Source organism: Streptomyces sp. CC228A, assembly GCF_021390935.1.
Lineage (GTDB): Bacteria > Actinomycetota > Actinomycetes > Streptomycetales > Streptomycetaceae > Streptomyces.
Genome location: NZ_JAJPUI010000011.1, coordinates 16,915 through 33,176 on the forward strand (window position 1 = coordinate 16,915; position 16,262 = coordinate 33,176).

Sequence of the window (16,262 nt, forward strand, 5' to 3'; positions counted from 1 at the left end):
CCGTACGCCTGCCCTCGCTGATCAGGTGGTGGTCTTGCCCGCGTCGGCGAGCTTGCTGTTCTGCAGCCGCAGCACCGTGCGCCAGTCGCCCTTGGCCTGCGCGGCCGCGATCTGCTCGTCCACGCCGCCAGGCGTGCCGTTCGGCCGCGGGCCCTGGGAGGGGTCCGGGCGGGGTGTGCGAGGCCCGGTGCCCCGCGCCCAGTGCGGCTTGCGCTCCAGCAGCGCGGCCAGGTCGGCGCGGATCGCATCGGCGTCGATGACGCCGGAGTCGTCCACGTACTTCGCCGGGTCCAGAGCGCCCACGGCGTCCTCCGGATCGGCGAAGGTACCGGCGGCCAGCGCCTCGACCTTGGCGGCCACGGCCGCGCGGGTGGCCCTGGCGGCGCGCTCCTCGGCCGCCTGAGCAGCCTCCGTGAGCCGCTGGGCCTCGGTCTTCTCGCGGTCCTCGAACTCCTTCAGGCGCGCGGCATGCTCGGCCCGCTCCTTCTCCGCCGCCCGGGCGCGGGCCTTCCACTCCGCCAGCGCCTTCTCCCCGGCCGGGCCGAGGGGCTTGTCCTCCGGAAGGTCGCCGCTCGGGCCCGCCGGAGTGCCAGGCGGCTGCGGCGGGTCGCCGGCAGGGTTCGGCGGCGGGTCTGCCGCCGGCGGGGCCGCGGGGTTCGGGGTCGGTTCGTCGGGTGTGCTCATCAGGTGCTCCCGTTGCAGGAGGTGGGGACCGCGGGCGTTGCGCCCGGGTCAGGTCAGGTAGCCGAAGCGGCGCAGCATGCGGATCGCGTCCTCGCGGTCGTCGGCCAGTCGGTAGATCTCTTCCGGCATCAGCCGCGGGGCCCGTAGCCGGAACGCGGCTCGGGTGGTCTGCCCGGCGGCCACGGCCCGGGCGCGTTCCAGCCGGAAGAACTCGCCACGGCGGGTGGTGCCCTCGCGTGTCGCGCTCACGCGGCGCCCGTAGGCGTCGGCGGTGTACATGCCGCGGCGGGCGTTGACCACGCTGGAGATGTCCGCGCCGTCCCGGATAGCCTGCGCCCCGGCACGGGTGAAGATCCGGTCCTGCTCGGCCCGCGACAGGCCGCTGAAATAGGCACGCGCGTCGGTGACCAGGCCCGGAGCGGCCGGTACGCGCAGCCGCCCGCCGCGGCCCCGCGCCACCAGGGTCGCCGGAACGTGGATGCAGTCGCACCGCGGGTGACGGGCGAAACCGGCGTTCCACCCGAACTCCTTGCCCGACAGAATGGCGCAGCGCGCACAGCACGGCGCCGCAGCGACCCGGATGTAGCCGCGGATCGTCCGGTTCCCCGCCATCGAGGCGCCGACCGCCGTACGCCCCGCATCCGCGACCTGCGTGGCCGTGATCCGCAGCGCCCCGGCGAGGGCGCCCCGCTGGGCGTCGCGCACCGACTGCCCCGCGGCGATCCGCAGTTTCCAGTCGATGACCGGCTGGTACAGCAGCGACGACAGCGGCCGCCCGTCGGACGCCTGCCCCGCGAACGCCGCCGCGCTCACCACGCCCGACGGGCGGCTCTCGGCGCCCTCCGCCTCCAGGACCGCCGCCACATACGGATCGGCCATGCTCGCCGCCTCGAACTGCCCCGCGGCGACCGTGCCCACCAACACGGGCGCCACCGCAGTCCACGAACCGGTGATGTCCGCCGGGTCGATCCGCCTCCACAGTCGCTGCACAGCCCCCACCGCGCGCCGCACAAGGCGCTGCTGCCGCCGGTAGTGCCCCACGGCGAGGGCATCCAGGTCCGGCACGCCTCAGCCCTCCGGCGTCGGCTTGGGCCCGAACTCGGCAGCCAGGTCCCCCACCGAGCCCAGCCTCGTGAGGGCGTCGGCGTCCATCTGCCGCATCCGCTTGAGCTGCCCGGCCGTGTAGCCCAGGTCCTCGCGGGCCTGTTCCACGGGGATGATCCCGGCCTGCACCAGCTTCACCGAGGCGTCCGCCTTCTGCGCCACGGTCGGCGTGGCAGGGTCGCGCCACAGCGTTTCCAGCTGGGTCAGCTGCGGGTCCCACTCGCCGGTCTTGATGCGCATCACCAGGCGGTTCATCCGCTCATACCCGCCCGACAGCGGCACCTGCTTGCGCTCGCACCGCTTGATCAGCCGGGCCTCGCGTGACCGGATCGCGTCGGCCGAAGCGGCATCGTCCGCGACCAGGCCGAAGTAGTTCGGGGGCAGCGCGGCCAGGGCCGAGGCGACCCGCGCCAGCAGCTCGATCGTGTCGTGGAAGTTCTTCAGCTGGGCCTCGGGGAACTGGATGACGTCGGCGCCGTCCTCCTTGCGGCCCTTCGCCGTGGCCCAGATCCGGCCGGCCAGCCGGGACCAGACCGACACCGGCTGTCCCGTCTCGTCGGTGAAGTCCTCCTGGTCGAAGCCGAACGCGACCCTGCGGGGCATCGCGTGGTACTCGGCGGACACCATCATGTCCGTGGCGATCTTGCACGCCGCGTCCGAGATCGGCAGCACGTCCGCCAGCTCCGACACCCCGCCCGGCCACAGCAGCCGGCCCCGGTTCGGCAGCACCGCGACCGGAGCCTCGCCCAGCTCGTGGTCATCGCGGTCCACGACCCGCCATGTCCCGGGCGCCGCAGCCTCGTAGTGCACCGTCGCGTTCGGCCGGTACAGCGTCGCCTGCCGGTGCAGCACCGCCCCCGTGAACGGGTCCACGTCGTTCCAGCGCTTCAGCGCCGCCCGGACCTCCCGGGTAGCCGGGTCGAAGTCTGCGTACATCTGCAGCGGGGACTCGGCGGTGACCAGCGGCGTGTCCGCGTCCCGCGGGTTGCTGCCCACGGTCAGGAACGCTCGCCGCATCACCAGGGCGTCCACGTGCGCCATCTGCGACTGCTCGTCCATGCCGTTGGCCTGCCAGATCCGCCACAGCTCAGCGTCCGCCTCGTCGGCGCCCGGGTAGCGGAACCCCTCAACGTCAAGGCGCTCCTCCACCGCATCAACCACCAGCCGCGGCCAGTTGACGACGACCTGGCGGATCTGTTCGCCGATCTCGGCCAGCAGCTCCGGGTGCATGTACGCCAGCGGCTGCCCGCCTTCGTAGGACGCATTCAGGGCCTGGAGCTGCGCGAGCTCGCCGTCGTGGCAGCGGGCCAGGTAGGCCGCCCACTCGTCGTCGGTGAGATCCACCACCGTCACCTCACCTCATCACGATCATCCGGCTCGACTTCTTCGGCTTGTTCAGCCCTGCGGCCACGGCGTCGCCCGCGGCCTCATGCGTGATCACGGATGTCACCGCGCCATCGATCTTCAGCGCTGGGCCCGCCTTGCGGAGCACGTACCGGCCGCCCGGCCGCGCCGCCGCCCGCGCGTTGCGCACGTGCAGGGAGGTCTGCTCGCATCCGTCGTGCCGGAACGGGCTGTCAGCCTTCGCCACGTCCGTCAGCAGCCGCTCGCACGCGGCGTGCATCTGCACCACCCGGTTCGTGTACCAGCGCACCACCCGCTTCTCTCCGTACCGTGCGGCCCAGGCGTCCATCTCGCTCTCCCAGTACGGCGGATCACCGTAGAAGCGCACCACGTCGTAGCGGGACATCAGCTCGTCCACCGCCGCGTCCACCTCCAGGCGCGGCGTCTGCCCGTTCCAGTCGGCCGGGTCCCACATCGTCGGGAGCGACCGCGGCCCGTACACCGGAGTCCACTGGTACCCGTCGAGCGTCTCCGCCCGGATGACGGTCCAGTCGTCCATGTCCGACCCGTCGAAGCCCAGGACGATCCGGGCCCCGTCCGGCACCTTCCGGGGCTCCGCGCGGGCGTCCCACCGGTCCTGCATCATCCACGTGCCCGACCCGGCGACGATGCGGTTGCCGAAGAACCGCTCGGCCTCCGCCGGCTCCTTCTCCAGCAGCTCCGCGGCCTCGCCCTCGATGGCGTCCAAGTCGATGTGCGTCGACCCTGCGTACACGTGCCGGTGGATCTTCCTCCGCTCCGCCTTGTTCGCGTAGGACAGGCCACCCGGCGGCAGCCGGTGGAACCGGTACACGTCCCGCACCTTCGACTCCGCGGTCCGCTGGGCCACCGAGTCCTCAGTCGGGTCCCAGCCGTTCGTCGTCTCCAGCGACCGGCCCGACATGCCGGCCAGGCCCCGGCGCTGCGTCGTGGCGACCTTGGTCATCTTGTTCGTCTCGGTCCAGATGCCGGTCTCGTCCTGCACGGCGAACGTGATCGGGTTGCCGAGGCGCGACTGGGCGCTGCTGGTGACGACGTCGATCCGGCCGTCGTTCGGCAGCCGAATGAACTGCTCGCCGACCCGCATGAGCTCGCCGAGCGGCCCGTTGCGGATCATCGCCTGAAGCGGCCGGTACACGTTGTCGGTCTGGTCCTCGGACGTGGCCGTGATCTGGATCAGCGGCAGCGTCCACGGCCGGCCCATCGGCTCACCGGGCTCGTACTCGTAGCCCCAGCCGCAGCCGCAGCCGTACTGGCGGCAGTCGTAGACCTCGCCGCCCTCAGCCCAGCCAGCGAACAGCACGGGCCCAACTGCCTCCGCGGCCACCAGCGTCGCCGTCCACGGCCCCTTCCCAGACTTCTGCGGGGCCACCACCTGCGAGCGCCGATAGTGGAACGCCGTCGACAGCTGACCCACCTCAGCTGTGGGCCGGACCCGGTAGTGGTGGACGGTGCAGCGCAGCTGCCAGTCGTACATCTCAAACGGCTGCGGGCCCACGCCCAGACCGCCGACGGACTCGATCCGGCAGTGCTGCGTGATCCAGTCCGGCACCACGAACAGCGCGGGGAAGTCGACCGGCCAAGACCCGTCGTCAGCCCTTGCCACGGCGCTTCAGCCTGGCCATGTCGATGTCGCCCGTGAACAGCACCACCTCAATGCCCAGGCGCTCGTGCAGGTACTCGCTGAGAAACCGCGCCGATTCCTGGTCGACCTCGCCGATGTTGCCGAAGACCAGCAGGTCCCCTGGCTTCGCCAGCACGACGTGCCTTGTCTCGGTCACCGCGCCTCCCCCGGGACGACCTTGAACCGAGCCCGTGCCGACACCCGGCCAGCCGGTTGCCCCGTGGCAGGGGCTGGCGCCTCGTCAGCACCAGCATCGATCCGCCAGCGAGCCGCCCGCATCCCCGGGGTTGTCAGCCCCAGCGAGTCGGCCATCTGCCGCACCAGCGTGTTGAGCGTCACCGCGGCCTCCGGCTCCTCCGCCTCAGCCAGGCGCCGCACGTACAGAGCGACCTCGATGTCCTGCCCGTACCGCTCCCACATGACCGCCTGCGGCATACGCCACAGCCGAGCCCACAGCTCCGCCTCCCGGTCCGTCTGCCCGGTCAGCGGCCAGTCCGGCGCGGGCCCGGGACGGCCCTCCGCCGGCAGGATCTTCCACTCCCCGGCATCCCGCTCGCGCCGCAGCGCGCCCGGGTCGGGCGCCGGTCCGGAACGAGCTCGGGCACCACCCTTCGCCATCGTCATCATCCTCCAGCCGCGTTGCACGGCATCGAGTCGGCCATCACGTTGCGTGACGGCCTGGGGGTCTCTGAACCTGGCCGACCAGGCGCGGCCCTCCCCGGCGGTCCCCTGGGCATGATCATTGGGGGTCTCCCCCCACCCGATCATGAACTCAGAGCGACGACCGGCTGTGATCAACCACGTTCGGTGCTCTCCTGGGCTGCTGCTGCCGCCCGAATGGGGCGCGTGCGAGCCGCGGTTGGCGCGCTGGGGCTGCTGTGGTGGTGCGGTGCGGCAGCTCAACGTGGGCGGCTTCGCGCCGCGCCCTGCCGGACGGCCCGCTGAAGCCCTGTCCAAGACCCGGGGGTGTGCGGTGGTAGCTCGGGTGCCGCATGGCCGAGGGCGGGCGGGGTGCGGCCTGCTCTGCGTGCGGCTGTGCGCGGGCCCGGGTGGGGGCCGGGGGTGGGGGAGGGCGGTGGGGCTAGGTGGCCCATCCTCCGGGCTGGTTGCGTGCGGTCTCGCGGTTGTGGCACGGGGCGCATAGGCCGCGGCCGTGGCGCGGGTCGTTGGGGTCTGCGCCCTGCTCGGCCAACTCTCGCCGGGAGAGGGGATGGTGGTCTGCGTGCACGGACGGGGCCTGGTGGCACAGGACGCAGATCGGGTCGCGGGCGAGGACGCCGGCGCGGAACCGCTGCTCGTGCTGCCGGCCGTAGCCGCGTTGCCGTGCGGTTCCGCGCCGCCGTTCGGCTTCGCGCCGGTGGTCGGGGCATCGGCCGCCCTGGTTGGTGTACTCGGGGCAGCCGGGGACCGTGCAGATGGTGTAGCGGGTGCGGGAGCTCATGGGGCCTCCCGGGTGTCTAGTTGGTGGTGCCGCCGCTGATGCCGAGGCCGTCGGCGATGGTGCTGATGACGAGGAGGTCGTAGTTGTCGGCTGTGAGCCCTTCGCATTCCTTCGGCTTGCTGGTGTCGCCTTCGGGGCGGGCCTTGAGAGCGGGGGCGCAGAGGGCTGCGATCTCCTCTTGGGTCTTCGGCTGCTCGCTGCTGCTGCATCCGGTGAGTGCGGCGAGCAGCAGCACGGTGGCGGTGGTGGTGCGGGTGCGCATGGTGTCCCCCTGGGGTGGTGTGGCTGTGGGGGTCATGCTGCCGTCAGTGGTGGGGGTGTGTCTGGGGAATGGCGAAGGCCCCGACCGGGTGGGTGGTCGGGGCCCTGCGGGAAGCCTGTGCGCCTGCCGCTTTTGGGCATGGCTGTACGGGGAAATCGTGGCGCATGGATCGCTGCAGGTCAAGCGGCCTTGACGGCGCGCTGTCCTGGGCGGGATGGCTTGGCCGCGCGGAGAGCGGCTTCGATGTCTTCGATGCGGTAGACGGGGCGCTTGGGGGTGCCGCCGCAGCGGGTGAGGATGCCGCGCCGTACCCAGTCGCGGATGGTGGCCGGCTGGACCCCTGCGGCCAGGGCTGCCAGGGAGGTGGTAAGGGTGCCGCGGGGCGGGCTCAGGTACTCCATGTAGCCAGTGTGAATCACGTGTCAGCGGTGGTGCCTGTGCAGGTACGGAGGTTGTTCTACGCGGTTGGCTACGGGCGGTCTACAGGCTGCTCTGGGGTGGCTTGACCTGCATCTACACCCTCAGAAGGGGGGTCTACGAGGGTGGGGGAGAGGAGGTTGTCGATGTCGGCGGCCTTGATGCCGCTGCGGCCGGTGACATCGCCGATGCGCAGGCTCTTGTGGATGGGGACGTTGCAGTGGTTGAGCAGGGCGCGCAGGCGTGCGTCGTCGAGGTGGGCAGCGGCGGGGCGGGCCTGGAAGGCGTCGTAGAGCTCGCGGAGGTGGATGCCCGGGCGGTCGCCGATGAGGTGCCGGACGCCGGTGAGGAAGCGGCGGCGTAGCTCCTCCTCGCTGAGCGGTCGGGGGCGGCCGGCGCGCCAGGCGGCGAAGGCGTAGGCGCCGGCGGCGGCGAGAGCGAGGCGGGGTTCTTGGTTGGCGGCGCGGGCGGCGAGGAGGGCGCCGAGGGCGAGTCCGGCGGCGCGGCCGGCGCGGTTCTCGGCGAGGACCCAGCCGCGGAGCCGTGCGTAGAGCTTGAGGTGGCCGACGGCGACGCGGCGGGGGTGGATGCGGTGGGTGGCCCGGCGGGGCCTCCCGCGCCCGAAGTGGGGCACGGGAGGCAGTTCGACGGTGTCGGCGTCGGGGTCGGTCATCAGGCGTTGCCGATGAAGGTGGCCAGCATCTGGCCGATGCTGCCGAAGAGGATGCCGAGCATGGTGCCGACCTGGGTGCCGGAGAGGGACAGGCCGAGGGCGAGGCAGACGAAGCCGGGCAGCAGGTGCAGCTTCTTGGTGTCCTTGCCGTGCTTGTGCATGTTCCAGGCCCACAGGCCGAGCACGATGATCAGGAGGACGGAGACGGGGACGGATCCGGTGGGGGCGGCGACGGCTGGCGGGGCGGCCATGGTGTGGGTGGCGGCGGTGTCGATGGCGGCGAGCAGGTTGGTGTTCACGGGTGGGTTCCTCAGGAAGACAGGGCGGTGGCCGCGGCGATGAGCAGGAGGGCGCCGAGGGCGGCGCGGGTGAGGGTGCGGCGCGCGGGGCTGCCGGCGGGCAGGAGACGGGCGGCGAGAAGCGCCGGGGGGATGGCGAGGAGGCCCCAGTAGCCGAGGGCGTGGAAGGTGATCACGCGTAGCCGCCTTCCATCGGGTTGCTGCTGTCGCTGGGGTCGGTTTTCTTCTTGGCCTCGCGGGACAAGACGGTGCGGACGTAGGGCGCGTCGACGGTGATGCGGTTGATGCGCTGGACGCGGTCGACGATGTCGGCGGCCTTCGGCTTGGGGCCGAGCGCGGCGGCGGCGTCGAGGATGGCCTGCGCTTTGAAGCCGCGGGGGAGTTCGTTGACCTGCGGCGCATCATGATGCGCATCGCCGTTGTCGTCCCGGTCGAGGGTGGTGTGCGGCGGGGGGCCGTTGAGGACGAGGGCGACCTGTACGGCGTCGACGATGACGCCGTAGCCGATGAGGAGCGAGGCGAGTTCCGCGGGCGGCATGTCGGGATGCGCATCGTGGGCGATGCGGATCGCATCAGCGGGATCCATCTCGGCGAAGCGGCGCCGCAGTACCTCGGTGGCGGAGTGCCGCGGCGGTGCGGGGGCGGCGGTCGGCGTGGTGGGGGAGACGGTGAGCATGTCGGCGAGGGCGGTGTCGGCGCCGTGGCGGAGCCGTTCGCGCTGCACGTCGATCAGGTCGGCGCCGAGCTCGGTGTCGCCGATGCCGATGCGCTTGGCGAGGCGCCAGGAGATGCGTTCGGAGCGCTTGCGGGCGTGGCTGCTGGGGTGGTTGGCGGCGCGGGCCTGGTGGTAGGCGAGGCGTTGGACGGCGGCGGCGTTGCGGCGGAGCGCTTCGGTGTCGGCGCCGGTGCGGTAGACCACGACGCGGCGGGCGATGAAGGCCGTGCCCTCGGCGGCCGCGGACATCGCCATCGGCGTGATGGCGTACACGACGGCTTCGCGGACCGTGTCGGCCACGGTGATGCCGGTGGCGGCGGCCGCGGCCGGGGCGAGCCACAGCCCGGCCCGCACGGGGGCGGGGGCGGTCTGGCCGAGCATGGTCACGCCGAGCATCACCAGGGCGAGGATGAGGACGACGCCTTCGCCGGCGGCGACGACGCCGGCGGCGGTCGCGGCGCGGCCGAACTCGGTGGCGATGTTGGTGTAGGTGCCCCAGGCGCCCAAGCCGCCGACGGCGGCCATGAGCAGGGCGGCGGCGATCAGGACGGCTGCCTGGCCGCGGGTGAGGCGGGTGCTGGCGGTCACCGGTCCTCCTCGGCGGCGTGCAGGGCGGACAGTTCCCGGGCGAGGTGCCGCAGCCGGGCGGCGTGTGCGACGAGGGCGGCGGCGAGCCCGTCGACTCCGACCGGCGTGAGGGTCTGGGCGAACCCGGACTGCTCGACGTACAGGCCGGTCGTGTTCGGCCGGGCGCCGTAGGGGAACCTCACGAGCTGGGCAACGTGCAGCGGCTCGCCCTCGTGGACCAGGACGTGCTCGGGCCCGGTGTGGGACAGGTCGGCGCGGTACCCGGCCGGGTGCCCGGTGTGGCCGGTGCACCAGGCCGGGCAGGTGAGGGTGACGGGGCCGTGGTCGATGGTGCGCACCGTGACGGTGCGGCGGGCGGTCATCGGGCATCCTCGACGTCGAGGGCGCTCAGGAGGTGCCGCAGGCGCTGCTCCAGGGTGACGGCGGCGCGGATCATGGCGGCCGGGTCGTGGATGTCGGCGCCCTGCTGTTCGGCGAGGGCCTGCCGGGCGAGGTAGCGGGCCAAGTCGAGGGGCGGGGTCCAGCCGGTGTCGTCTCGGCCGGCGTCGTAGAGGGCCTGGGCGTGGATGGTCACTGGCCACCGCCGTAGCGCGCGGGGTCGCAGATGCGGCAGACGTGCTCCGCGCCGCCGTCGTGGCAGTTGTCGACGCACATGCGGCACCACGGCGTCTCGCGGTAGCGGGCCTGCCCGTCAAAGCGGGGGTCCGACGGGGCGAAGTCGCGAAGGCACCGCCGGCACCGCCGCTGCTCCCGCTCGGCCGCCGCGGCCTCTTCGGCGGCCATCCTCCGGTGCAGGTAGTCGATGTACCAGGAGAAGTCGGCCGGGTCCTCGGCCAGTGCGGCGCTGGCCACGCCGTGGACCTCCGTGGCACGGGCGACGATCCGCGCGTCGTAGTCCGGCACACCGTAGGGCAGGGTCAGGGCATCGATGACGGCCTGGAGGAGTTCGCGTGTGGGGTCCTGGCTCACAGGTGCTCACCCCTCGCGATGCGGCGGAGGACGAGGGCGTACTCGCCGCGGGTTGTGTCGCGTTCGACGCGGGGGGCGTGCTGGAGGACGTCCTGCTCGACGGTCCGCGAGGCGCGGGTGTCGGCGCCGTGGCGGGCCTCGGTGTAGCGGAGGGCGAGGGCGAGGCGGGTGGCCTCCCGCATGGGGTCGCCGGGGCGCTCGGTGGTGAGGCGGTCGGCGATCAGCAGGAGAACGGCGCGGGCGTCGACCCAGGCACGGAGCTGCGCGCCGAGCTGGGCGGCGGCGGGGCCGTGAACGGGGTGGTTGTGGTTCACCGGGACACCTCCGGGCGGATGGTGCCGGTGATGCCGGCCGCGGTGGCGCGCACGGTGGTGGTCCGGCCGCCGTGGCGGCGGATGATGCCGACGGCGATGAGGCGCCGTGGGGGTTGCGGGGTGCTGGTGTGGGTGGGCATGGCAAGGTTGGCCATAGCCGACTCCTTGGTAGGTCAGGGAGTACGCCCGGCGTGCCGGGCTCGGTCAGGCCCTCGTTCGGTGTTCGCTGCACCGCACGGGGGCCGCATTGTTTGCGCACTTCAAGGTGGCTAGCCACCACTGTAGCGGGGGGATAGACCGGTGGCAAGCCACCATGAGAGACTGGCGGCATGCCGTCAGTCCACAAGAACCCCGCGAAGACGTTCCGTCCCGAGCCTGAGCTGTACGAGCGGGCCAAGGCGGCCGTCGCCGAGGTCGGCTCGGACATGAACGGCCACCTCGTCGCCTTCCTGCGGTGGCTCACCCACGAGACGGATGAGCTGCCCCCGCGGCCGGCGAAGCCGCGCGAGCCTCGCTGATCGTCCGCATCACCTCGGCGGCGTGCCGCGCACAGATCAGCGCCTCACCGTCCGGCACCAGAGCCTCGGCCGTACAGCGGTCACCGCGGAAGTTGGTCATGCGACAGGTCACGATGCGCTCAGCCACGGCTCCTCCTCCTGCTGCTCGTCACGCTTGATCAGCTCCTTCAGTCCTGTCCAGGTCGCGGGTGGGAACGCGCACCCGCACCAGCGGCACGTCACCGCCTTCTCGCCCGGGTAGTGCCGGAGGACCGCGCCGCAGATGTTCCCGCTCGGGTCGGCCGCCGGGCATGCGCCGAGGCGCCGCCCACGCTCTGCTGGCTCGGGTGGGTTCACGATCGAGGCGACATCGCGCTCCAGGTCGCGGATCTCCTCCGCGAACGCGCCGGCCGCCGGCCAGCTGCTGGCGATCCAGTCGAGGTTCATGGCGAGGGCCCGGGCGGCGCGGACGACGCGGCGCTCCGTCAGCCCGGTGCAGTCGGGTTCGCTCCAGCCGCGGTCGGCCTGCATGGCGGTGCGCCAGTCCTCCAGGACGCCGACTATGCCGCCGGGGCCGCGGAGGTTCAGGGCGGGCTCGTACACGGGCAGCGGCGCGTCCACAGCCTGTGTGCGGCCGTACTGGGCGGAGCCGTGGGCGCCGGGCGGCAGGAAGGCGGCCAGCGCGTCGTACAGCTTCGGTATGCGGTCGAGCCGGCGGGCGGTGGCGAGCGTGCATTCGGGGCACAGGTAGCCGTCGGTCTCGTTCCGCTCGCAGAGCAGGCAGTCGGTCATGGGGTCACTGCTCCTCGCAGGGGTGGGGTGAGGGGCGGCCCTGGGAGGGCCGCCCCGGGAGGGCGGGTCAGAAGGGCGTTCCCTCGGAGTGGTGGGCCCCCTGCTGGGGGGTGGGCCGCGGTGGCTGCTGGCCCCACCCGGCGCCCGCTGTGGCCTGCTGGGCGGGCCTCGCGCCGCCCCGTCCGCCGCTGGTGGGCGCCGGGTCGGGCTGTCGGCCGCTGGCGGTGTTCTTCGTGACCTTCGCGGAGGCGCGGAGGAGGGACGGGCCGACCTCGTCGGCGTCGATCTCGAACACGGTGCGCTTGACGCCTTCGCGGTCCTCGTAGCTGCGCTGCTTGAGGCGGCCGTGGACGATGACGCGCATGCCCTTGGTGAGGGTCTCGGCGGCGTTCTCGGCGGCCTGGCGCCAGACGGAGCAGGTGAGGAACAGAGCTTCGCCGTCCTCCCACTCGTTGGTGGTCTTGTTGAACTGCCTCGGGGTGGAGGCGATACGGAACTTGGCGACTGCGGCCCCGGCCGGGGTGAAGCGGAGTTCGGGGTCGTCGACCAGGTTGCCGACGACGGTGATGGCGGTCTCGCCTGCCATGGCGGACTCCTTCTGAGGTGGGCTGCTGAGCCGGATGACTCAGCAGCGGGTGCTGGGCAGAGGGCCGGGCCGAAGTCCGTGGGCCCGGCAGGAGGTGTGTGCGTTAGACGGACGCCTCGGCGGCGGGCGCCGCTTCGGCCTCGGCGCTTCAGGCGCGGCCTCCGGCTCGGTCTCGGTCGTGGGTCCCGGTCGAGCGGCGGGGCGCTCCCGGCCGTCGAGAGACAGCACGCGGTCCGGGACTGTTCCATTTGGAACAGTCGCCAGCTCCCGGTGGACCGTGCCGATGCCGATGCCGGTAGCTGACGAGATAGCCCGGACGCTCAGCCCGGACTCTCGGAGGGACGCCACGACTTCCTGCCGTTCCTCCCTCGGGAGCCGGAGCCGTGCCGTGCCGAATTCAGCGGTGCAGTAGGCGTCCCACGTCTCGTAGCCGAGGGCGGGCCAGGCGACGGTTCCCTCGCGCGTGCCGAAGATGGCTGCTGCGCGGTTGTGGAAGTCGTTGGTCATCTCGTTCTCCTCGAGGAGTGGGCCGGTCAGGCGTCGCTGGCGGGGTCGTGGTCGGGCCTGTAGACAACGCTGCGTGCGTGGTCTGCGAAGGAGCCCACGGTCAAGAAGATCGGCGGGTAGCCCTGCCCGCCCTCGACGGCGGGCAGGAGGATGTCGCCGTCGTCGTCGTCGGTCGAGGCCTTCCAGGCGATGACCGGGTCGAGGTACTCGCCTTCGTCGTCGGTTTCACGGACGTACCAGCCGGGAGCGGCGGGGAGAAAGGTGCTCATGGGGTCCTCCGGTTGATGTGGACGTGGACGGTCGATGTGGACGTGGACAACGTGGACAGCCGTCCACGTCTGCCTGTCTCGCGTCGCGTGAGTGAGATTGGTGTTTGTTTTGTCCCTTTATGTACTAGTTAGGAGAGGGTGAGCTATCTCGGGACAGGTGGACGTGGACAGCTGTCCACACGTCCACATGTCCACATCGCTCACTCCGTCTGGACACAGACCCGGTCACCTTCGACGAACACCCACTCGTGGGCTTCGGCAACCTCCACGGCGCGACGGAGGAACTCCCGGTCGCTGCTGCGCAGCCGCCTGTTCAGCTCACCGAAGGTGATGCCGCCGACCGCGGACGCGTGCTTCTTCACGAGCCGGGCGATGCGCTGCAGCGTGCGATCCGTATCGGTCTTGGCCTGGTGTGCACGGAGCTCCTGGGCGACCTTGGCGTCCTGCTCGCGGCGCCGTGCGGCCTCCGCCTCGCGCTCTGCTCGGCGGATGAGCGTTGCGCGAACGGCGCAGGAGGACTGCCACACGACCTCGGCGAGGCCCCAGTCCTCTTCCGTCGCCTCGGTCCTGCCACCGTCGAGCAGCGCTAGCAGGGCGGTCAGCTTCACCTTCATCAGGTTCGCGTGGCCGTCGAGTTCGTCGATCTCCAACTCGCCCCGGTTGCGAGCGACGTGTTCGGCCCACAGCATCCGGCGGATCCGCTCGGGCAGCACGATGTCTAGTTCGCTGGTGGGCTGGAGCGAAGCAGGGTTCACCGGCAGAGGCCCCGGAGAGGCCGGCGGTTCGTCCGGGATCGACGGGTCGGCGGCCCACGCCCACAGGAATCGTTGTGGTGTGCCGGTGCTCGCGTCTGCGATGACCGGCATTGCCGTTGAGGGCTGGAATCCGACGACCATGCCCAGGCTGTACGACCCAGCGGCCACATACCGAGTTCGTTCTTCGGACGCGTTGGTCTGGCCGAGGGTCTCGCCGATCGCCGCGCGGCGCAGGGTCTCACCAAGGACGCTGCCCGCGCGCTCGGCCAGGCGGGCCAGGGTCTGGCCTTCGTCGACGTAGAAGTAGGCGTTGTGCCGGACCTGCTTGCGGACCTTCTTCGTGACGGGGTCGCCCTTGAGTGGGCCCTTGGCGTGGATCTCGCCTGTCTCCTCGTCGACAGTGCCCATGAACGCTTCGGCGATTCCTTCGCCCGAGCCGATGGGCAGGCCGTCCCGGAACTCGGGGTCGAGCGGAGGGAGCAGCGCGCGGGCCACCTTCGTGCCGATCGACTTGCCTCCGCCGGACGCGGCGACGATCGCGACGAACAGGTTGAGGGAGGCGCGGCCACCGATCCCCGAGACCGCGGTGATGCGGTGGGAGATCATCGCCGACATCCGGGCGAGCAGTGAGTAGAACAGCACGTCACCGCTGGAGCCCTCTGCGTGCGCTGCCTGCCGGATGTGCTGGTGCACGGCACGCCTCGTCCAGAATTCCTCGGGCAGCAGGCCACGGGGCCGCTTGGGGTCGTCGTCTGCCTCCGATTCATCCGCCGGCGCTGCATCGCTGAGAGGGTCCCCTGTCCACATGTCGTCCGGCGGAGGAGGCGGGGCGTCGCGGCGCTGCGCGGGAGGACGGCAGTGCTGCCGCACGCGGGTGAGTACTGCGGCGGGAAGGGCGCGGGCGGGCGCCTGGGCGTCCTGGTCGAACGCGGCGCGCAGCACGTCGCGGGTGGCCTCGCGCTCGTCGCCGCCGTAGTGCAGGTGCGCCCACAGGGTTGGGACGGTGAGCTTCCGTCCCGTCGGCTGCTGGCCAACGGGCAGGCCAGACCGCTCGGACCAGTTCACCGCCACGTGGTCATCGCAGACGAGGCTGTGCTCGCTGTCCGCTGCGCCCTCGGCGCCGGCCGGGCGCAACCACTTCTCCCGGCCGTCAGCGGCCGTGCCGCGGTACGTCCAGCCCTCGGGCTCCAGGACGTCCCGGAACGTCAGCTCGGCCGCGAGGATGTCGAAGACGCTGGTGCCGCCGCCGGAACGGGGGAAGGCGGCACGACGCGGCGGCGCGGCCGCCGTGGTGCGGCCGGTGCGCGCGTCGTGCCGGGCCCGCTTCTCCGCAGCGGCCTTCTCCAACAGGGCGCGGGCATCCGGTTCCAGGCGCTGGACGGCCGCGCACATCACAGCCAGGTCGACGGGTTCGCCGGTGCCGGGGAAGCTCCCCGTCGGGCGGGGTTCGGCCTTGCGGTTGACCGTGCCGGGAATCCGCATGAGCCGGTCGAGGTTGCCGATCTGCGTGTCCCATGAGCAGCCGTGAGAGTACGCGGAACCGCCGAGGACGGCCTGCAGGCCCATCGTGAACTGCTCGACTGCCGCGCGGTCCTCGTTGCTGCCGATGATGTGCGGCTCGGCAAGGACCCAGATCGGGTTGTAGCCGCCGCCGGACAGCCACCAGCCCGACGGCTCGGGCAAGCCGGACGCCAGGACGATCTCGCGGACGTGGTCCGCGTCGGCGGGGTGCGGCATGTCGTCCAGGCCGGGCTTGTGGCCGGCCGTACCGAAGTCGCCGTCTGCCCACAGGAACGTCAGCCCGTGTGCCAGATCCTTGCCACCGCGCCCCTTCGTCGGGTGTTCGCGCAGGGTGGTGACCTGGGTGTAAATCCCCTTCGGGGAGCGCGCGTCGAGGGCGGCCACGTACTCGGTAGCCGCAGTGATGCCCGCCTCGTCGGTCGTGAAGCGGCGGCCGACCCACCGGTCCGCGTCGGAGCACACACTGAGCAGGCCGGGCACGTCCTGGAAGTGGTACACCAGCGACGCGTGAACCAGCTGCTGGTCGGCGGTCAGTTCGACGGGGGGTGCCTGAGTCACGGGTGCACCGCCGGAAAGTAGTAGACGCCGGTCGGACGGCCGACGCACCGCGACCGCCTGGGGCAGACACGCGGCGCCGACGCGAGGCCGGCAGGGTGGATGTGCTGGTGGTCGCAGAACGGGCAGGCGACGACGAGGAGAGCCTGCGGCTGGCCGTCTGCGTGCTGGGAGTCCTCGTAGGTCACGAGGCGGGCCGCGGCGGCGGCCATGCCGAGGCGGACCTGCGTCTGGGGCCCGGCCTCGGTGTTCTGTGTGTCCTCCCCGAAGAGGGGGAGGGTGGTGGTGCTGTTCACGAACGTGCTCT

24 protein-coding genes are annotated in these 16,262 nt (G+C 72.1%); 1 reads left to right on the top strand and 23 read right to left on the bottom strand.

Going from position 1 to position 16,262, the window contains the following annotated elements; genetic code table 11:
* Positions 1–21: 21 nt before the first annotated feature.
* The 18 genes from L6E17_RS26025 to L6E17_RS26110 form a co-directional block, all read right to left on the bottom strand.
* The gene (locus L6E17_RS26025; RefSeq protein WP_236243136.1) at positions 22–684 is read right to left on the bottom strand and encodes a hypothetical protein; all 663 of its coding nucleotides are present in this window, start codon (positions 682–684) and stop codon (positions 22–24) included.
* Positions 685–732: 48 nt separating this feature from the next.
* Complete coding sequence (locus L6E17_RS26030; RefSeq protein ID WP_236243137.1) at positions 733–1,749, bottom strand: hypothetical protein; 1,017 nt, start codon at positions 1,747–1,749, stop codon at positions 733–735.
* 3 nt (positions 1,750–1,752) lie between these two features.
* Positions 1,753–3,135 (bottom strand): phage portal protein, encoded by a 1,383-nt coding sequence (locus L6E17_RS26035; protein ID WP_236243138.1) that lies wholly within the window; start codon positions 3,133–3,135, stop codon positions 1,753–1,755.
* A gap of 7 nt (positions 3,136–3,142) precedes the next feature.
* On the bottom strand, positions 3,143–4,777 hold the full coding sequence (locus L6E17_RS26040) for a phage terminase family protein (protein ID WP_236243139.1): 1,635 nt from the start codon (positions 4,775–4,777) through the stop codon (positions 3,143–3,145).
* On the bottom strand, positions 4,764–4,952 hold the full coding sequence (locus L6E17_RS26045) for a hypothetical protein (protein ID WP_151898279.1): 189 nt from the start codon (positions 4,950–4,952) through the stop codon (positions 4,764–4,766). The genes L6E17_RS26040 and L6E17_RS26045 overlap by 14 nt, the downstream gene beginning before the upstream one ends.
* Positions 4,949–5,413 carry a hypothetical protein gene (locus tag L6E17_RS26050; protein WP_236243140.1) on the bottom strand — a complete coding sequence of 155 codons (465 nt, stop codon included), beginning with the start codon at positions 5,411–5,413 and terminating at the stop codon, positions 4,949–4,951. Before L6E17_RS26050 ends, L6E17_RS26045 begins: the two co-directional genes overlap by 4 nt.
* Positions 5,414–5,876: 463 nt before the next feature.
* Positions 5,877–6,236 (bottom strand): holin, encoded by a 360-nt coding sequence (locus tag L6E17_RS26055; protein WP_236243141.1) that lies wholly within the window; start codon positions 6,234–6,236, stop codon positions 5,877–5,879.
* A gap of 16 nt (positions 6,237–6,252) precedes the next feature.
* Entirely contained in the window at positions 6,253–6,534 is a 282-nt protein-coding gene (locus L6E17_RS26060) for a hypothetical protein (RefSeq protein WP_236243142.1), read from the bottom strand.
* 143 nt (positions 6,535–6,677) lie between these two features.
* Positions 6,678–6,899: a hypothetical protein gene (locus tag L6E17_RS26065; RefSeq protein ID WP_236243143.1), complete on the bottom strand. Its 222-nt coding sequence runs from the start codon at positions 6,897–6,899 to the stop codon at positions 6,678–6,680.
* A gap of 68 nt (positions 6,900–6,967) precedes the next feature.
* Positions 6,968–7,588 carry a hypothetical protein gene (locus L6E17_RS26070; protein ID WP_236243144.1) on the bottom strand — a complete coding sequence of 207 codons (621 nt, stop codon included), beginning with the start codon at positions 7,586–7,588 and terminating at the stop codon, positions 6,968–6,970.
* Positions 7,588–7,887 (bottom strand): hypothetical protein, encoded by a 300-nt coding sequence (locus L6E17_RS26075; protein WP_236243145.1) that lies wholly within the window; start codon positions 7,885–7,887, stop codon positions 7,588–7,590. The genes L6E17_RS26070 and L6E17_RS26075 overlap by 1 nt, the downstream gene beginning before the upstream one ends.
* An 11-nt stretch (positions 7,888–7,898) precedes the next feature.
* On the bottom strand, positions 7,899–8,063 hold the full coding sequence (locus tag L6E17_RS26080) for a hypothetical protein (protein ID WP_236243146.1): 165 nt from the start codon (positions 8,061–8,063) through the stop codon (positions 7,899–7,901).
* Positions 8,060–9,190 carry a conjugal transfer protein gene (locus L6E17_RS26085; protein WP_236243147.1) on the bottom strand — a complete coding sequence of 377 codons (1,131 nt, stop codon included), beginning with the start codon at positions 9,188–9,190 and terminating at the stop codon, positions 8,060–8,062. Before L6E17_RS26085 ends, L6E17_RS26080 begins: the two co-directional genes overlap by 4 nt.
* A complete protein-coding gene (locus L6E17_RS26090) occupies positions 9,187–9,552 on the bottom strand; it encodes a hypothetical protein (protein ID WP_236243148.1) in 366 nt (121 codons plus the stop codon). The genes L6E17_RS26085 and L6E17_RS26090 overlap by 4 nt, the downstream gene beginning before the upstream one ends.
* Complete coding sequence (locus L6E17_RS26095) at positions 9,549–9,764, bottom strand: hypothetical protein (protein ID WP_236243149.1); 216 nt, start codon at positions 9,762–9,764, stop codon at positions 9,549–9,551. The genes L6E17_RS26090 and L6E17_RS26095 overlap by 4 nt, the downstream gene beginning before the upstream one ends.
* Positions 9,761–10,159, bottom strand: a complete 399-nt coding sequence (locus tag L6E17_RS26100) for a hypothetical protein (RefSeq protein WP_236243150.1) — start codon at positions 10,157–10,159, stop codon at positions 9,761–9,763. Before L6E17_RS26100 ends, L6E17_RS26095 begins: the two co-directional genes overlap by 4 nt.
* Complete coding sequence (locus L6E17_RS26105; RefSeq protein ID WP_236243151.1) at positions 10,156–10,473, bottom strand: hypothetical protein; 318 nt, start codon at positions 10,471–10,473, stop codon at positions 10,156–10,158. The genes L6E17_RS26100 and L6E17_RS26105 overlap by 4 nt, the downstream gene beginning before the upstream one ends.
* Complete coding sequence (locus tag L6E17_RS26110) at positions 10,470–10,628, bottom strand: hypothetical protein (protein ID WP_236243152.1); 159 nt, start codon at positions 10,626–10,628, stop codon at positions 10,470–10,472. The genes L6E17_RS26105 and L6E17_RS26110 overlap by 4 nt, the downstream gene beginning before the upstream one ends.
* 174 nt (positions 10,629–10,802) lie before the next feature.
* On the opposite strand from L6E17_RS26110, the gene L6E17_RS26115 reads away from it, so the two are divergent.
* Positions 10,803–10,991 (top strand): hypothetical protein, encoded by a 189-nt coding sequence (locus L6E17_RS26115; RefSeq protein ID WP_236243153.1) that lies wholly within the window; start codon positions 10,803–10,805, stop codon positions 10,989–10,991.
* Positions 10,992–11,099: 108 nt separating this feature from the next.
* On the opposite strand, the gene L6E17_RS26120 is transcribed toward L6E17_RS26115, so the two are convergent.
* From L6E17_RS26120 to L6E17_RS26140, 5 genes are all read right to left on the bottom strand, one after another.
* Positions 11,100–11,762, bottom strand: coding sequence for a hypothetical protein (locus L6E17_RS26120; protein ID WP_236243154.1), 663 nt, complete (start codon positions 11,760–11,762; stop codon positions 11,100–11,102).
* A gap of 67 nt (positions 11,763–11,829) precedes the next feature.
* The gene (locus L6E17_RS26125) at positions 11,830–12,348 is read right to left on the bottom strand and encodes a single-stranded DNA-binding protein (RefSeq protein ID WP_236243155.1); all 519 of its coding nucleotides are present in this window, start codon (positions 12,346–12,348) and stop codon (positions 11,830–11,832) included.
* Positions 12,349–12,881: 533 nt separating this feature from the next.
* A complete protein-coding gene (locus tag L6E17_RS26130; RefSeq protein ID WP_236243156.1) occupies positions 12,882–13,124 on the bottom strand; it encodes a hypothetical protein in 243 nt (80 codons plus the stop codon).
* Between the two features lie 200 nt (positions 13,125–13,324).
* Entirely contained in the window at positions 13,325–15,958 is a 2,634-nt protein-coding gene (locus tag L6E17_RS26135; RefSeq protein WP_236243157.1) for a hypothetical protein, read from the bottom strand.
* Entirely contained in the window at positions 15,955–16,251 is a 297-nt protein-coding gene (locus L6E17_RS26140; protein ID WP_236243158.1) for a hypothetical protein, read from the bottom strand. Before L6E17_RS26140 ends, L6E17_RS26135 begins: the two co-directional genes overlap by 4 nt.
* Positions 16,252–16,262: the final 11 nt, after the last annotated feature.

Coding starts and splice junctions, on each gene's coding strand:
- L6E17_RS26025 (WP_236243136.1), bottom strand. CDS start 684: ATGAGCACACCCGACGAACCGACCCCGAACCCCGCGGCCCCGCCGGCG.
- L6E17_RS26050 (WP_236243140.1), bottom strand. CDS start 5,413: ATGGCGAAGGGTGGTGCCCGAGCTCGTTCCGGACCGGCGCCCGACCCG.
- L6E17_RS26055 (WP_236243141.1), bottom strand. CDS start 6,236: ATGAGCTCCCGCACCCGCTACACCATCTGCACGGTCCCCGGCTGCCCC.
- L6E17_RS26060 (WP_236243142.1), bottom strand. CDS start 6,534: ATGACCCCCACAGCCACACCACCCCAGGGGGACACCATGCGCACCCGC.
- L6E17_RS26065 (WP_236243143.1), bottom strand. CDS start 6,899: ATGGAGTACCTGAGCCCGCCCCGCGGCACCCTTACCACCTCCCTGGCA.
- L6E17_RS26070 (WP_236243144.1), bottom strand. CDS start 7,588: ATGACCGACCCCGACGCCGACACCGTCGAACTGCCTCCCGTGCCCCAC.
- L6E17_RS26090 (WP_236243148.1), bottom strand. CDS start 9,552: ATGACCGCCCGCCGCACCGTCACGGTGCGCACCATCGACCACGGCCCC.
- L6E17_RS26110 (WP_236243152.1), bottom strand. CDS start 10,628: ATGGCCAACCTTGCCATGCCCACCCACACCAGCACCCCGCAACCCCCA.
- L6E17_RS26115 (WP_236243153.1), top strand. CDS start 10,803: ATGCCGTCAGTCCACAAGAACCCCGCGAAGACGTTCCGTCCCGAGCCT.
- L6E17_RS26120 (WP_236243154.1), bottom strand. CDS start 11,762: ATGACCGACTGCCTGCTCTGCGAGCGGAACGAGACCGACGGCTACCTG.
- L6E17_RS26125 (WP_236243155.1), bottom strand. CDS start 12,348: ATGGCAGGCGAGACCGCCATCACCGTCGTCGGCAACCTGGTCGACGAC.
- L6E17_RS26130 (WP_236243156.1), bottom strand. CDS start 13,124: ATGAGCACCTTTCTCCCCGCCGCTCCCGGCTGGTACGTCCGTGAAACC.